Annotated in this window: 12 protein-coding genes, 1 tRNA gene and 1 pseudogene; 10 read left to right on the forward strand and 4 right to left on the reverse strand. The window is 68.6% G+C overall.

The features are described 5' to 3' along the window. The 10 genes and pseudogenes from Q0A34_RS04200 to Q0A34_RS04245 all read left to right on the forward strand — a co-directional run. A pseudogene (locus Q0A34_RS04200) lies at nt 1-173 on the forward strand (thymidylate synthase); the annotation flags it as partial. A gap of 87 nt (nt 174-260) precedes the next feature. Further along, nucleotides 261-899 carry a dihydrofolate reductase gene (locus Q0A34_RS04205; RefSeq protein WP_291478739.1) on the forward strand — a complete coding sequence of 213 codons (639 nt, stop codon included), beginning with the start codon at nt 261-263 and terminating at the stop codon, nt 897-899. An 11-nt stretch (nt 900-910) separates the two neighbouring features. Next, nucleotides 911-1153, forward strand: coding sequence for a mycoredoxin (locus tag Q0A34_RS04210; protein ID WP_291478740.1), 243 nt, complete (start codon nt 911-913; stop codon nt 1151-1153). A 252-nt stretch (nt 1154-1405) separates the two neighbouring features. Further along, complete coding sequence (locus Q0A34_RS04215; RefSeq protein WP_291478741.1) at nt 1406-1774, forward strand: DUF485 domain-containing protein; 369 nt, start codon at nt 1406-1408, stop codon at nt 1772-1774. 47 nt (nt 1775-1821) lie between these two features. Beyond that, the gene (locus tag Q0A34_RS04220; protein WP_291478743.1) at nt 1822-3453 is read left to right on the forward strand and encodes a cation acetate symporter; all 1632 of its coding nucleotides are present in this window, start codon (nt 1822-1824) and stop codon (nt 3451-3453) included. A 137-nt stretch (nt 3454-3590) separates the two neighbouring features. Beyond that, nucleotides 3591-4793, forward strand: a complete 1203-nt coding sequence (locus Q0A34_RS04225; protein ID WP_291478745.1) for a cation:proton antiporter — start codon at nt 3591-3593, stop codon at nt 4791-4793. A 55-nt stretch (nt 4794-4848) separates the two neighbouring features. After that, nucleotides 4849-4921 (forward strand) — tRNA-Arg (locus Q0A34_RS04230). A gap of 342 nt (nt 4922-5263) precedes the next feature. Then, nucleotides 5264-5881, forward strand: coding sequence for a TetR/AcrR family transcriptional regulator (locus Q0A34_RS04235; protein ID WP_291478747.1), 618 nt, complete (start codon nt 5264-5266; stop codon nt 5879-5881). Next, entirely contained in the window at nt 5878-6369 is a 492-nt protein-coding gene (locus Q0A34_RS04240) for a PH domain-containing protein (protein ID WP_291478748.1), read from the forward strand. The genes Q0A34_RS04235 and Q0A34_RS04240 overlap by 4 nt, the downstream gene beginning before the upstream one ends. Further along, nucleotides 6366-8987, forward strand: coding sequence for a PH domain-containing protein (locus Q0A34_RS04245; protein WP_291478751.1), 2622 nt, complete (start codon nt 6366-6368; stop codon nt 8985-8987). The genes Q0A34_RS04240 and Q0A34_RS04245 overlap by 4 nt, the downstream gene beginning before the upstream one ends. On the opposite strand, the gene Q0A34_RS04250 is transcribed toward Q0A34_RS04245, so the two are convergent. From Q0A34_RS04250 to Q0A34_RS04265, 4 genes are all read right to left on the reverse strand, one after another. Further along, a complete protein-coding gene (locus Q0A34_RS04250) occupies nt 8977-11067 on the reverse strand; it encodes an MMPL family transporter (protein ID WP_291478753.1) in 2091 nt (696 codons plus the stop codon). The two genes, Q0A34_RS04245 and Q0A34_RS04250, sit on opposite strands and share 11 nt — an antisense overlap. A gap of 93 nt (nt 11068-11160) precedes the next feature. Further along, nucleotides 11161-11838: a CE1759 family FMN reductase gene (locus tag Q0A34_RS04255; RefSeq protein WP_291478754.1), complete on the reverse strand. Its 678-nt coding sequence runs from the start codon at nt 11836-11838 to the stop codon at nt 11161-11163. Then, nucleotides 11835-12962 carry an LLM class flavin-dependent oxidoreductase gene (locus tag Q0A34_RS04260; protein ID WP_291478756.1) on the reverse strand — a complete coding sequence of 376 codons (1128 nt, stop codon included), beginning with the start codon at nt 12960-12962 and terminating at the stop codon, nt 11835-11837. The genes Q0A34_RS04255 and Q0A34_RS04260 overlap by 4 nt, the downstream gene beginning before the upstream one ends. Nucleotides 12963-12998: 36 nt before the next feature. After that, nucleotides 12999-15371 (reverse strand): HAD-IC family P-type ATPase, encoded by a 2373-nt coding sequence (locus Q0A34_RS04265; RefSeq protein WP_291478759.1) that lies wholly within the window; start codon nt 15369-15371, stop codon nt 12999-13001. Between the last annotated feature and the right edge of the window lie 2 nt (nt 15372-15373).

Consider the following 15373-nt stretch of genomic DNA (forward strand, 5'->3'; position numbering starts at 1 on the left):
CCCCCGAGCAGCCGGCCCCCACCCCCTACCGGGGCTCAGGCAAGGCCGACCGCACCGGCACCCGAAGCCTGTTCGGCCGGCAGATCCGCTACGACCTCTCAGCAGGATTCCCCCTGATCACCACAAACAAGGTCCACCCCGCGTCCCTCGAGTCCCTTGTCGGTGAACTCCTCCGGACCGGCGACGAGAATTCCGTGGAGGGCTACGATCCACACCCGGGCATCAAGCCCCCGGTGGCGGTCTGAGGGAGAATAGACACCATGACCGACAGCACCACCCCAGCCCTGACCCGCGACGACCTGCACGCCGCCGGACTGCCCGACAACGTGGAGATCGCCATGATCTGGGCGCAGACCACCGACGGTGTCATCGGCGACGGCGCCGACATGCCCTGGTACCTGCCCGAGGACCTCGAGCACTTCAAGAACTCCACCGTGGGCGCACCCGTGGTGATGGGCCGGATCTCCTGGGAGGCACTTGACCCCCACTTCCGTCCCCTCCCCGGCCGCGACAACGTGGTGATCACCCGGAAACCCAACTACGACGCCCCCGGCGGCACAGTGTGCGCCTCAGTGCCGGAGGCCGTGGCCGCAGCGCACCGCATCGCCGCCGGGGAAGGCACCACAGTGCCGACGGTGTGGATCCTCGGCGGCGGCGAGATCTACCGGCAGTGTCTCCCCGTCGCCGACCGGGTCGTCGTCACCGAGATCGCCTGCGGCGCCCCTGAACGATTCACCGTCGTCGCACCGGACATGCGCGCGACCCTGCAGGACGGTTCCTTCACCGTGGAGGACGGCCCCTGGCTGGAGTCCGCCAAAGGCACCGCCCTGACCGGTGAGGATCCCCTGCATTTCCGCATCTGCGAGTACACGTCCACCTCGAACCAGACCAAGTCCTAGGAGTCCTTCTTTTGTCTGTCACCCTCTACACCACCACCTGGTGCCCCTTCTGCCAGCGTCTCACCGCTGACCTCGACGCCACCGGCACCCCCTACGAGCGCATCGACGTCGAGGAGAACCCCGACGCCGGCGAGTGGGTGAAGTCCGTCAACGACGGCAACCGGGTGGTCCCGACGGTCCGCTACTCGGACGGCACCCATGCGACGAACCCGCCCGCCGACGACGTGCGGGCGAAGCTGGAGGAACTGGGATAACCCCTCCACATTTGCACATAAATACTGAAGCACTTGTGCGCTGACTGCCCCACGTCAGCGTCCGGACTGCCTCAGCACCCACCCCCGTCAGTCTCCTGTGTCGACGCATGTCAGGACGACCGGCGGGGGTGCATTGCGTTCAGCTCCCTGCACAGGCCCCGTTCCGCCTTGAAATGGTTTCCCCGGGTTCTGTAACTTGACAGCCATCCACAGCGAGTCTGTGATCATTGTCACTCACAAGAAAGGGAGCCGATGTCGACACCCGACCTGCGGCACACACCGTCCCCCGAGGAATTCCTGGAGGCCCAGAAGAGCCCCGAGTTCCAGGAACTCCGGAAGAAGCAGCGGGGATTCGCCTTCCCCGTGACGATCTGCGCCCTGCTCTGGTTCGCGGCCTACGTCGTTCTCGCCATGTTCGCCCCTGACCTGTTCGCCGGGAAGGTCCTCGGCAACATCAACGTCGGGGTCGTCCTGGGACTGCTCCAGTTCGTGACCACCTTCGCCATCACCTACGCCTACGTGAAGTTCGCCGACCGCGAGATCGAGCCGCGCACCTCCGCGCTGCGCGACCGCCTCGAGCGCACCGGTGAGTTCGCCCAGACCGGGTCCGCACGGGCCTGAGGCCCGGCGGAACAGAAGACTCTGACGACTCTGAACTGAGAGAAGACATGCAGACACACCTCCTCGCCCAGTCTGACGCGGGCAACCCCATCCTCAACATCGCCATCTTCGTGGGCTTCATCGTGATCACGATGTACATCGTGACCCGGGCCAGCAAGTCCCAGCAGAAGGACTCCGCCAAGGACTTCTACACCGGTGGCGCCAGCTTCTCCGGCACCCAGAACGGCCTCGCCATCGCCGGTGACTACCTCTCGGCGGCGTCCTTCCTGGGCATCGTCGGCGCGATCGCCCTGAACGGCTACGACGGATTCCTCTACTCCATCGGCTTCTTCGTCGCCTGGGTGGTCGCCATGCTGCTCGTCGCCGAGCCGCTGCGTAACACCGGTAAGTTCACCATGGCGGACGTGCTGTCCTTCCGCCTGAAGCAGCGCCCCGTGCGCCTCGCGGCATCGTTCGCGACGCTCTTCGTGTCGCTGTTCTACCTGATCGCGCAGATGGCCGGTGCCGGCTCCCTGGTGTCCGTGCTCCTGGACATCCACGAGAAGCCTGCCCAGGCCGCCGTGGTCGCGGTGGTCGGTGTCGTGATGATCGCCTACGTGCTCATCGGCGGCATGAAGGGCACCACCTACGTCCAGATGATCAAGGCCGTGCTGCTGTGTGCCGGTGTGTTCATCATGGCCGTGATCATCATGGTGATGGTCAAGGGCAACTTCTCCGAGCTGCTGCAGATGGCGATGGACAAGCACGCCGAAGCCGGTGCCGAGAACCCCGAGGCGATCCTCACCCCGGGCCTGCAGTACGGCGGTTCCCTCATGGGCCAGCTCGACTTCATCTCCCTGGCCATGGCACTCTGCCTCGGTGTCGCCGGCCTGCCGCACGTGCTGATGCGCTTCTACACGGTGCCCACCGCCCGTGAGGCCCGCAAGTCCGTGACCTGGGCCATCGTGCTGATCGGCGGCTTCTACCTGCTGACCCTGATCCTGGGCTACGCCGCCGCCGCCTACGTCGGCGTCGACCGGATCCAGGGAGCACCGGGTGGCGCCAACGCCGCCGCACCGCTGCTGGCACTGGAGCTCGGCGGGTCGATCTTCATGGCGTTGATCTCCGCGGTCGCCTTCGCCACCGTCCTCGCCGTGGTCGCCGGCCTGGCCATCACTGCCTCGGCCTCCGTCGCCCACGACTTCTACGACGCGGTCATCCGCGGCGGCAAAGCCACCGAAGCGGAACAGGTCCGGGTCTCCAAGATCACCGTGGTCGTCATCGGCGTCGCCTCGATCATCCTGGGCATCCTCGCGATGGACCAGAACGTGGCCTTCCTGGTCTCCCTGGCCTTCTGCATCGCCGCCTCGGCGAACCTGCCGACCATCCTGTACTCCCTGTACTGGAAGCGGTTCAACACCACCGGTGCCGTCGCCTCGATCTACGTCGGCCTCATCTCCTCCCTGGTCGTCCTGTTCTTCTCGAACTCCGTCTCCGGTACCGAGAAGGCCATGTTCGCCAACTCCGACTGGTCGCTGATCGACCTGACCAACCCCGCGATCATCTCCATCCCGCTGGGCTTCCTCGCCGGCATCGTCGGCACCTACCTCGGCAAGCCGGACAACAAGGACGCGCTCCAGGCCGAGATGGAGGTCCGCTCCCTCACCGGCGTCGGCGTCGAGGCACCGGTCGACCACTAGACACCAGCGACTCCCCCACCACGGCCACCACCACCCACCACGGCCACCACACCACGGACGTCCCCTCCACCTCACCACGGCGGAGGGGACGTCCGCGTTGTCGTCCCCCGCGAACCGTCACCGGTACGCTCAGCACCATGACTGACGCCCTCGTCTCCTTCGCCTGGATCGCCGGTGCCGGCCTCGTGGCACCGGTCCTGGCGTTCCTCACCGGCAAACGCATCCCCGCCGTGGTCTTCCTGCTCATCCTCGGCCTGGTCATCGGCCCCTTCGGCGTCGGACTCGCCGGAGACGGTGAAGCCGTCGACCTGCTGCGCGAACTCGGACTCGGGCTCCTCTTCCTCCTCGCCGGCATGGAGATCAACCCGGCGATGCTGAAATCCCGCCAGGGCGGCCACGCACTCGTCACCTGGGGCCTCTGCCTCGTGCTCAGCTTCGGCGGGGCGATGCTGCTGACCTCCGGGGACGCCGGGGTGTCCGTCGTCCTGGGAATCGCGCTCACCTCCACCGCACTGGGCACGCTCATGCCGATCCTGAAGCAGAACAGGCTCGGCGGGACCCCGGTCGGCGACAGCGTGATGATCCACGGGGCCGTCGGCGAGCTGGCCCCGGTGGTCGCCATGGCCGTGCTGCTGTCGGCACGCACCACCTGGGCCAGCGCCGCGGTGCTGGCAGCGTTCTTCGCCATCGCCCTCGTCGTCGCCCTCGTCCCCCGGACGGTGCGGACACTCACCCCCTGGATCGGGTGGGCGATCCGGGACGGCGCCGGCTCCACGAACCAGACAGTGATCAGGTCGGTGGTCCTCATGCTCGCCGTACTCATGGCCGTCGCCGCCGTCTTCGACCTCGACGTGGTGCTGGGCGCGTTCGCCACCGGCATCATCCTGCACCAGATCGTCCCGGAGACCTACAGGCCCGGGCTGGAGGAGCAGCTGGAGACCGTCGGCTACGGCGTCTTCATCCCCGTGTTCTTCGTGACCTCCGGTATGGCGATCGACACCGGGGTGATCACCGACCGTCCGTGGTTCGTCCTGGGCGTGGTCCCCGTCATCCTGCTCACCAGGGGCATGCCGATCTTCCTGCGGGAAATGTGGACCCGCACCGGGTCCGGCCTCAGGGGCTGGCGGGAGAAGCTCGAGATGTCGCTCTACTCCGCCACCGGACTGCCGATCATCGTCGCCGTCACCGGTGTCGCCACGTCGTCCGGCATCATGGGCCAGGAGGAGGCCTCGCTCCTCGTCGCCGGCGGGGCGCTGACCGTCCTCATCTTCCCCCTGCTCGCGCCGGTGGTCGGACCGTCCCGGCAGGGAACAGGCGTGCCCTCCCCCGGTACCGCCTGACACAGGGCACCACGTTCCCCGTCACCGCCACCGACGCGCTACACTGTTGCGGTGCGCCCCAGTAGCTCAGGGGATAGAGCACCGCTCTCCTAAAGCGGGTGTCGCAGGTTCGAATCCTGCCTGGGGCACGAAAGAACGACACGGGGACCGGCCAGGACATCACGTCACGGCCGGTCCCCGTGTCGTCGCCCGGGGCGCTCTGCGAGACTATCCCTGGCACAAGGCGACGCGTGCGCACCAGGGAACCGCATCAGGGACAACGTGGACAGGCTCGCCGGCCTGCAGATTCATCTCCTCACCCCGGGCGTGGGGCGCGACGATCTCCACAAGGGACTCCGCAATCCGTGTCACCAGGTCCATGCGGCACATGTTTCTCCACGCTACCCGTCCTCCACGACGCTTTCCTCCGGACGGGGCGTTCAGGGATGACGCATCTGTCGTTTTTGAACCAGATGGTTTAATATTGGACCATGTCGACTAAAAATGAGCCAGGTGGACAATCCTTCATCGAACGGGCCCGACGCTCCCAGATCCTCGCGGCCACCGCCGCCGTGGTCGCCAACGAGGGATACGCCAAAGCCTCCCTTGCCCGCATCGCGAAGGAGGCCGGTGTGAGCAAGGGCGTGGTGACCTACCACTTCACGAACAAGGACGAGATCCTCGAACAGATGGTGACCGACTACTTCACCAGAGGCTGGGAGTACATGGAACCCCGCATCTACGCCGAACCCACCGCCGTCGGCCAGGTCAACGCGTGGATCAGCGCCCAACTCGAGTTCTTCACCACCCACCCCACGGAGTTCTTCGCGATGGTGTCGGTCATGTCCAACCACCGCAACGACGACGGGTCATCTCGCTACGACGCAGACACCCGGGAGGCGGTCGACGGCCTCGCCGAGATCCTGGACAGCGGACAGCGGGAAGGACAGCTCCGCGACTTCGACACCGTCAGCGTCGCCGACATCATCCTGCGCAGCATCGACGGGGTGATCAGCTCATGGGCCCACAACCCGGGGATGGACATGACGAAGGAGATCGACGTCCTCAAGGACTTCATCAGCCACGCGATCAGGAAGGCACCGTCATGACCACGACCACCCTGAACCGACCTGCCCATCCCGTCGCCCGGCGGGCCGTCGGGTGGTGGATGCTCCAGTCCACCGCCGTGGCGCTGCCGGTGTTCGCCGGACTTGCCGCCCTCGGGTGGTTCGTCGAGGCGACCCGCCCCTACCTCACCGTCGCAGCCGTCCTCGCCACACTGTTCTGGCTCGTCGGCCTTCTTGTCGAACCGTTCTGGCGTTTCCGCGTGCACCGGTGGGAGACCACGACCACCGCCGTCTACGCCCGAACCGGGTGGCTTGTCCGTGAATGGCGTGCCGCTCCCCTGTCCCGGATCCAGACGGTCGACGCCACCCAGGGGCCGCTGGAGCAGCTGCTCGGCCTGTCGACCCTGAAAGTGACCACCGCATCCTCCACCGGTGCGGTGGAGATCAGCGGACTCTCCAAGGAGACCGCCGACCGGGTGGCACAGGAACTCGCCGAGATCGCGGAGCTGACTCCGGGGGACGCGACATGAGCCCCCGCCACTGGAGCCGGCTGAGCATACGGGTGATCTGGGTCGACCTCGCACTCACCGTACTGTCACTCGTCCCCGCCCTGGTCGCCCTCGGACTGACCGCCGCCGACCTCACAGGCAGTACGGTCTGGCCGCTCGTCGGCATCGCGGTCGTGGGTGTCGTCGGCTCGGTCGGGGACGCCGTCCGATGGCTCTTCACGCGGTACCGCGTCACCGACACCCACATCGAGCTGCGCACCGGCGTGGTCGTCAGGCAGCACCGTTCCCTGCGTCGCGAGCGTGTGCGCAGTGTGGACATCGAGGCCAGACTGCGCCACCGCCTGGCGCGACTGCGCACGGTCGAGGTCGGCGCCGGCCAACAGGCCGCAGCAGGTGAATCCGCGCTGACGTTGGACGCCCTGTCACACGCCGACGCCCTGGCCCTGCGCAGAGTGCTGCTCGGCGCCGATTCCACCCCCGACACCGGAGAGTCGTCCCCGCTCCACGTCTTCGCCACCCTGAACCCCCGGTGGGTCATCTACAACATGTTCAACATGTGGGCGTATCTTCTGGCGTTCGGGCTGATCGCCGGCGCCTGGGGAGTGCTGTCGACGGTCGGTGTGGATCCCGTCGCAGTGGCCGGTGGCCTGTTCGACTGGGAGTCTCTCGGCTGGTTCGGCACCGTCGTGGCCGGTGTCGCGGCTGTGACGCTCCTCGGGTGGATCGGACTCACCGTCAACTTCTTCGCCGAGTACTGGAACTTCGAGCTGACCCGTGTGCCCGGGCCGGACGGCACCCAGCTGCGGACCACCCAGGGGCTCTTCACCACCCGTGAGGTCAACAGGGCGGACAGTCGCCTCCGCGGCGTCCAGCTCACAGAACCACTGTTCTGGAGGTGGCTGGGGGTCACCGACACCCACGTCATCACCACCGGACTCGACGTGAACTCCATGTCAGATCCGTCGTCCATTCTGCCGAGGGTCCACCGCGACGACGCGCGCCGGACCGCAGCCGCCGTCCTCGGTGAGGACGCCTCCCTGTTCGACGTCGATCTGCAGCGCCACCCCCGTCGTGCCCTCGCCCGCCGGCTGTGGTGGGCGACGGTGCTCAGCCTCGCCGTCACCGTCGTTCTGGCGGCGTCCGCGGCCGCCGGGGTCACCGGCCCGGAATGGATGCTCGGGATCCTCGCGGTGTGGCCGGCGGCGATCGCCGGCGCCGTTCTCGCCTACCGCACACTGGGTCACGCCGTGGTCGGGCCCTACATCATCGTCCGGGTCGGACTGTTCAACCGCGCGACCTACGTCCTGCGTCGGGACGCGGTGAGCACCGTCGCCGTGCGTGAGTCACTCCTGCAACGCAGACTGGGACTTCGCACGGTCTCCGTCATGACGTCAGCGGGGCACGGGGCCTACGACATCCCCGACGTGGACGTCCGCGCGTCCGCGGCGTTGGCGCAGTCCTCGGCGCCCGGCCTCCTCGACGGGTTCACCACCGGAAGCCCCCGTCCACGACCGGCCAGGTCTGCCCCTCCCCGGCGCATCCCGGCACCGGACCTGGCCCGCGGGGTGATGCTCCTGCTGATCGCCATGGCCTACGCCACGGTGTACGTCGGGTCCGGGTTCGGGACCGTCAACTCCAGACAGCCCTGGTGGGACGGTGCCGCAACGGTGGCCTCCGTCCTGTTCCTGGACAACCGTGCCTTCCCCGTGTTCGCGATCCTGTTCGGGTACGGCATCGCCTGGACGGTACGACGCCAGCGGGAGCGCGACGTGGACGTGCTCGACACGGTGTTCCGACTGCGCCGTCGTGCCTGGGCTCTCCTGGCGATCGGCGTCGTCCACGCGGCACTGGTGTTCCCCGGCGAGATTCTCATGGCCTACGGACTGGCTCTGCTCATGACCGGGTGGCTGCTGTTCCGCTCCCGGACGACACTGACCCGGGCCGCTGTCGTCACCGGCGCCTTCTCCCTGGTCACGGTGACCGCGGGCATGGTGGCCGGCGCCCACGGACGCCACGGCGGGCAGCCGCCCCCGGGTGTCCCGGGGTACGCCACCGCCACTGACTGGGCCGAGCGCGTCATCGGTGTCCCCCTCTCCCCCGTCTACCTCGCGGTCGCCTATCCTCTGCTGCTTCTGGTGATCCTGGGTTACATCGCCGGACAGGCCCGTCTTCTCGAGATGCCTGAACGGTACCGGCCCGTACTGGGCAGGTTGGCCGTCGGTGGATTGACGGCGTCGGTGCTCGGAGCTGTCCCCGCTGCCATGGTGACGGTCGGCGTCCTGGAGACCGGATGGGTCACCGAAGGCGTGCTGATGTCTCTGCAGGTGCTCACCGGCGTCGCCGGCGGTGTCGGCTACGTGGCACTCTTCGCCCTCGTCGGCGGGAACATCCTCGGGAGACGACGCGGCGCCGCTGCGGTCACGGCCGTCGGAAAGCGCTCCCTCAGCTTCTACCTGCTCAACTCGGTGATCGTCGCCGTCGTACTGCACCCCGACCTGATCGGCGTGCGGACCGGCACGCTCGGGGCGTTGCTGGTGGCGACGGCGGCCTGGCTGGTGTCGCTCACTGCCGCAGTCCTGCTGGAGCAGCGCGGAAAACCGGGCCCGGCGGAGAAGCTGATGGCCACGCTCATTCGCTGACCCGGCGGTGGGCGGGCCACCAGACCCGGTCGCCGAGGAGTCGGGTCAGGGCCGGCACCAGGAACGACCGGACCAGGAAGGTGTCGATCAGCACCCCCAAGGAGATGATCACCGCGAGCTGCACAAGGAACTGGATCGGGATGACCAGCAGCGCCGCGAAGGTGGCCGCCAGCACGATGCCGGCACTGGTGATCACCCCGCCCGTGCCGACCAGCCCGCGGCGCACCCCGTCGGCGGTCCCGTGCACCATGGACTCCTCCCGCACCCGGGTCATCAGGAAGATGTTGTAGTCGATCGCCAGGGCCACCAGGAACACGAACGCGTACAGCGGCACCGAGGGGTCCGAGCCGCCGGAGCCGGCGAGCGCGAAGATCGCCGCACCGACGCCCAGTGCCGTGCCGAAGCTGAGCACCGTGGTCGCCAGCAGGACCAGCGGTGCGACCACCGCGCGCAGCAGCAGGGCGAGCATCACCGTGATCACCAGCAGCACCACGGGGATGATCACGCCCCGGTCGGCGACGGATGTCTCCTTGGTGTCCAATTCGGTGGCGGTCGTCCCCCCGACGAGTGCCCCGAGCTCCCCGGTGGTGTCGCGGATCTCGCGGACGGTGTCCTCCGCCGCATCGGAGTACGGCGAGTCCGCGAGGGTGACCTCCAGCAACGCCTGGCCGTCCACCACCGACGGGCCGCGTCCTGCGCCGTCGGCGACCGACTGGACACCGTCCAGGTCGGTGACCACCGTGTCGACGGTCTCCCGGTTCCCCTCCGGGACGAGGACGTAGGCCGGCGCACCCGCGCCGGCCGGGAAGTGGCGGTCGAGGGTGGCCTGCCCGTCGCGGGCGTCGCTCTGCCCGATCACGTAGTCGCTGGTGGGGACGCCGTCGGCGTTGAGGGTGACGAGCCCCGCACAGCCGGCGAGGAGGAGCAGCGTCACCCCGGCGGCGATGCGTCGGGGAGCGCGTCCGACCAGGTCGGCGACACGTTCCCAGATCCCGCCGGACGCCGGCCCCGCGGCACCGTCCACTGCGGCAGGACGGGGGACGCGCGGCCAGAACACCCTCCTGCCCAGCAGCGCCAGCACGGCGGGGAGGAAGGTGAGCGAGGTGAGGAACGCCGCGGCGACGCCCACCGCGGCCACCGGCCCCAGTCCGGCGTTCGACGCCAGGTCCGACAGGAGCAGACACAGCAGACCGGCGATCACCGTCGCCGCCGAAGCCAGGACGGGTTGCCAGGTGCCCCGCAGGGCCGCCACCGTCGCCGTCCAGGGGTCGTCGTGCCGGCCGAGTTCCTCCCGGAAGCGCGCGGTGTAGAGCAGGCCGTAGTCCGTGGCCGCCCCGATGACCAGGATGAACAGGATTCCCTGGATCTGCCCGTTGATCATCACCGCCCCGGAACCCGCCAACGCCACGTTGACCAGTACCGCGGCACACAGCGCGATCATCGAGCTCAGCAGCACGATCAGCGGGAGGAAGGGCGAACGGTACACCAGCACCAGGATCACCAGCACCGCGGCGACCGCCACCAGCAGGAGCAGCCCGTCGATGCCGGCGAACGCCTCCGACAGGTCCGCACTGAAGCCGGCGGGGCCGGTGACCTGCGCCTGCAGGCCGTCCGGAAGCGCCGACCCGATCTCGTCCCGGAGTGCGTCGACGGCGTCCGCCGGTGCGGCCGACCCGGCGGGGACGACGATCACCTGCACAGCCTCACCGTCCTGTGACGGCAGCGGCGGGCTCACCTCCGTGCCGGATGTGCCGGTGGCGCGGTCCACGGCGGCCGAGAGTTTCCCGGGCAGGTCACCCAGCGCAGCGGGGTCCACCGTCCGGCCGGCCCCGTCCTGCGCGGTGACGACGACGATCGCCGGGGCCGAGCCGGAGTCCTGGAAGTCCCCCAGCCTCTCGTTGACCTTCGTGGACTCAGCGGACTCCGGGAGGAACGAGGACTGGTCGTTGGTGGCCACCTCGCTGATCTCGCCGAACTTCGGCCCGCCCACGGCGGCGACCCCCAGCCACAGCAGGACGAGCACGACGGGGAGCACCCGCCGCACGGCGGACCGGGAACGGGTGGGCGGGGCGTCCGGCATGGTGCGCTCTCTTCGGTCGACGGCTCGGATCCCCCAAGGATGCCAGAACTCTCCCGTCATAATTCGGCGCCCGAAAGCGCCCCGACGGCGGGGTCAGGAACCGGTGTGCGCCCTCAGCAACGCCTCGAAGCCGCCGAACTCGCCGGCGCCACCGGTGTCACCGGTGTCACGCTCGTCATCGTCCGTGACAGCACCGGTCCCCGTCCCCAGCTCGGCGGCAAGTTCCGCCCCGGCGCGGGCGACGCGGGCCTGCAGGTCCCCGGATTCACCGGTGCCCCCGTACTCCCCGGTGGCCACGAACACCCCGGTCGGCAGGACGGTGGCCTGCAGGAAGGACAGCAAAGGCCGCATGGCGTAGTCGAGCACCATGGAGTGGCGCAGGGTGCCGGCGGTGGCGACCAGCGTCACCGGGGTGCCGCGCAGCGCATGCTTGTCGAGCGTGTCGAAGAACATCTTGAACAGGCCCGCGTAGCTCCCCTGGAACACCGGCGTCGCGGCGACCAGTGCATCGGCACGGCCGACCAGCAGCCGGGCGTCCTCAAGGCCGGGTGTGGGGATCATGGTGGTCATGAACGTGGCCAGGTCGCCGGCCAACGCCCGCAGGTCCAGCACACTGACCTCCAGCGACTGCCCGGCGGCCGCAGCCTCACGCTCCGCGGCGTAGGCGACCCGGGTGGCGATGTCACGGGTGCTCGACGGGTTGCTCAGGCCCGCGTTGACGACGACGAGCTGTCGGGTACCGCCTGTACTCCTGGTGCTCCTGGTAGTCACTGCCGGCTCCTTTCCTTTGCGGGTTCAACGTCGTGGAAGGGGTCGTCCATTCCCGCCGCCACGAGGGACGTGTGGGTCGGCGGCCCGCTGGGCACGTGGGCGGGGCGACGGGCCTCCATCTCGCGCCGCAGCACCGGCACCACCTCGGTGCCCAGGATCTCGATCTGCTCGAGCACCACCTCGCGGGGCAGCCCGGCGTGGTCGACGAGGAACATCTGGCGCTGGTAGTCGCCGACGGCGTCCGCGTAGCCCAGGTAGCGTTCGATGACCTGGTCCACGGTACCGACGGTCAGCGGTGTCATCCGGGTGAAGTCCTCCATGCTCGGTCCGTGGCCGTAGACGGGGGCGTTGTCGAAGTAGGGGCGGAAGAAGTCCTTGGCCTTCCGCTCGGTCTCGCCGATGAACACCTGTCCGCCGAGCCCCACGATCGCCTGGTCGGCGGCTCCGTGCCCGTAGTGCTCGAAGCGCTGCCGGTAGGAGTTCACCATGGAGGCGGTGTGCTCGATGTTCCAGAAGATGTGGTTGTGGAAGAAGCCGTCGCCGTAGTACGCGGCCTGTTCGGCGATCTCCGGGGAGCGGATCGAACCGTGCCACACGAACGGCGGGGTGTCGTCCAGCGGGCGCGGCATGGAGGTGAAGTTCTGCAGCGGGGTGCGGAACTCGCCCTTCCAGGAGACGTCGCGCTTCCGCCACAGTGTGCGCAGCAGGTGGTAGTTCTCCACGGCCAGCGGGATGCCCTTGCGGATGTCCTTGCCGAACCAGGGGTACACCGGGCCGGTGTTGCCGCGGCCCATCATCAGGTCCATCCGTCCGCCGGTGAGGTGCTGGGCGTAGGCGTAGTCCTCGGCCAGGCGTACCGGGTCGTTGGTGGTGATCAGCGTGGTGGCGGTGGAGAAGCGGAGCTTCTCGGTCTGTGCCGCCAGGTGGGCCATGAGGATCGGCGGGTTGGCGGGGGCGATGAAGGGAGGGTTGTGGTGTTCGCCGGTGGCGAAGACGTCCAGTCCGACCTCCTCGGCCTTCCTGGCGTACTCCACCGTCGCCGAGATCCGCTCGTGCTCGTCGGGGACCTGTCCGGTCGTGGGGTCTGGGGTGAGGTCACCGATGGTGAAGATTCCGAAGTCCATGACCCCATGATCCACCCGAAGTAGATGACATGTCAACTACTTTCTCCGTTGCCACGCCGCCACCACCCGGTGCACGACCTCGATCACCGCCGCACCCACGGCACCGACGACCAGACCGAGCACCATCAACCGGGAGTCCCCCGGCTCCAGCAGCACCAGTTCACGCAGGAAGGGCACCGTGAACAACAGCACGTAACCGGCCACGCACCCGGCCAGCAGCAGGATCTTCCACCACACCAGTGGACGGGCCACGATCCCCAGCACCCAGAGCCCCATCACGATCAACGCCAGCAGCACCGCTGTACCGGCCCGGGCCCGCTCGATCTCGGGGGCGTCGCCCCCGGGGTACACCACCAGCCACATCGCCACCGCGAAGCCGCCGATGAGCACACCGGACGGCACCGCCAACGACAGCACCCGACGCAGGAAGCCGTCACGCGGACGCTCGTTGTTCGGCGCCAACGCCAGGATGAAGGCCGGGATGCCGATGGTGAACCAGCCGGTGATGGTCACGTGGATCGGCTGGAACGGGAACGAGATCCCCGACAGCGCCACCACCAGGGCGAGCACCACCGAGTACACCGTCTTGGTGAGGAAGAGATTCGCTACCCGCTCGATGTTGCCGATGACACGGCGCCCCTCCCCCACCACCTTCGGCAGGGCGGAGAACCGGTTGGTCAGCAGGACCAGCTGCGCCACGCTACGGGTCGCCGGCGCCCCGGCACCCATGGCCACACCGATGTCGGCCTTCTTGAGCGCCAGCACGTCATTGACCCCGTCGCCGGTCATCGCCACGGTCCGGCCGGCGCGGTGCAGCGACTCCACCATCCGCTGCTTCTGCTCGGGACGCACCCGGCCGAAGACGTTGGCACGGGTGACCTCCGCGTCGAAGTCCCCCTCCGAGAGCCCGTCGAGGGTGCGCGCGTCCACCGCGACCAGCTCCCGGTCCGTGGCACCGCGGGCGACGGCGGCCACCGATCCCGGGTTGTCCCCGGAGATGATCTTCAGGTCCACGTCCTGCGCGTCGAAGAAGTCCAGCGTCTCCCGCGCATCGGGACGCAGCTGCTGACCCAGGGTGACCAGCGCCGGTTCCACGAGCACCGGGGCGTCCCCCATGCCCTTCTCCCCGTCCGGGGTGTCCAGGGTGCCGTCCACCCGCCCGAACGCCAGGACGCGCAACCCGGAGTCCCCGAGCTCACGGGCGGTCTCCGCGGCCGTGCCGTCCGGGAGAAGGACGTCCGGGGCACCGAGGATCCACGCGTGACCGGCACACTGCACACCGGAGTACTTCCACGTGGAGTTGAAGGGGATCTCGGTACCGTCGAACGGCACCGGGTCACCGTAGGCGGCGAGGATCGCCTCGGCGGTGGTGTTGCGGTCCTCCTGGGAGGCCACCAGCCGGCCCAACGCCTCCCGGACCTCCTCCGGCGCGGGGTCGCCGTTCGCGGTGCAGACCCCGTCGAGCTCCATCTCGTTGGTGGTGAGGGTGCCGGTCTTGTCGGTGCACACGGTGTCGACCCGGGCCAGCCCCTCGATGGCGACGAGCTCGTTGACCAGCGCCTTGTACTGCCCGAGTCGCACCACACCCGCGGCGAAGGCGATGGACGTCATCAGCACCAGGCCCTCGGGGACCATGGGGACGATCGCGGCGGCCATCGACAGGATCGACTCGCGCAGGTCCGTGCCCGAACGCACCAGCTGGGTCCAGACCGTGAGCACCCCGGTGGGCACCAGCAGCCAGGTGATCACCCGCAGGATGCTGTTGATCCCGCTCATCAGCACCGAGTCGGTGAGCGAGAACTCGCTCGCCTCCGCCGCCAGACGTGCGGCGTAGGCCTCCTCGCCCACCTTCTCGGCACGGAAGACCGCCGTCCCGCCGGTGACGAAGGACCCGGAGAGGACCTCGTCGCCGACGCCCTTGCGCACCGGGTCCGCTTCACCGGTGAGCTGTGACTCGTCGACGGAGAAGCCGGAGTCCGCGACGACGACCAGTGTGCCGTCGACGACGATCTCGTCCCCGGAGCGCAGCACGATGAGGTCGTCGACCACCACCTCCGACTGGTGGACGGTGAGCCGTTCCCCGTCACGCAGGACGGTGGGACGGGTCTCGCCGACGATGCGCAGGTTGGCCAACGTCCGCTTGGCACGCAGTTCCTGGACCACACCGACCGCCGAGTTGGCGATGATCAGCAGACCGAACGCCGCGTTGATCCAGGATCCGGTGGACAGCACGATCACGCACAGCACGCCCAGGATCGCGTTGACACGGGTGAAGACGTTGGCCCGGATGATCTGCCAGACGCTGCGTCCCGTGCTCCGCGCGACGGTGTTCGTCCGCCCCTCCGCCTCCCGCCGGGAGACCTCGGCCGCGCTGAGACCGGTGAGCGGCATCTCCGTGGTTCCGCCCATGG

This window comes from Corynebacterium sp. (genome assembly GCF_022712195.1).
Taxonomy (GTDB): domain Bacteria; phylum Actinomycetota; class Actinomycetes; order Mycobacteriales; family Mycobacteriaceae; genus Corynebacterium.

What these genes read in the sequence shown, in the direction of transcription:
- Q0A34_RS04205 (WP_291478739.1), top strand. Translation starts at nt 261, where the DNA reads ATGACCGACAGCACCACCCCAGCCCTGACCCGCGACGACCTGCACGCC.
- Q0A34_RS04215 (WP_291478741.1), top strand. Translation starts at nt 1,406, where the DNA reads ATGTCGACACCCGACCTGCGGCACACACCGTCCCCCGAGGAATTCCTG.
- Q0A34_RS04220 (WP_291478743.1), top strand. Translation starts at nt 1,822, where the DNA reads ATGCAGACACACCTCCTCGCCCAGTCTGACGCGGGCAACCCCATCCTC.
- Q0A34_RS04225 (WP_291478745.1), top strand. Translation starts at nt 3,591, where the DNA reads ATGACTGACGCCCTCGTCTCCTTCGCCTGGATCGCCGGTGCCGGCCTC.
- Q0A34_RS04235 (WP_291478747.1), top strand. Translation starts at nt 5,264, where the DNA reads ATGTCGACTAAAAATGAGCCAGGTGGACAATCCTTCATCGAACGGGCC.
- Q0A34_RS04240 (WP_291478748.1), top strand. Translation starts at nt 5,878, where the DNA reads ATGACCACGACCACCCTGAACCGACCTGCCCATCCCGTCGCCCGGCGG.
- Q0A34_RS04245 (WP_291478751.1), top strand. Translation starts at nt 6,366, where the DNA reads ATGAGCCCCCGCCACTGGAGCCGGCTGAGCATACGGGTGATCTGGGTC.
- Q0A34_RS04250 (WP_291478753.1), bottom strand. Translation starts at nt 11,067, where the DNA reads ATGCCGGACGCCCCGCCCACCCGTTCCCGGTCCGCCGTGCGGCGGGTG.
- Q0A34_RS04260 (WP_291478756.1), bottom strand. Translation starts at nt 12,962, where the DNA reads ATGGACTTCGGAATCTTCACCATCGGTGACCTCACCCCAGACCCCACG.
- Q0A34_RS04265 (WP_291478759.1), bottom strand. Translation starts at nt 15,371, where the DNA reads ATGGGCGGAACCACGGAGATGCCGCTCACCGGTCTCAGCGCGGCCGAG.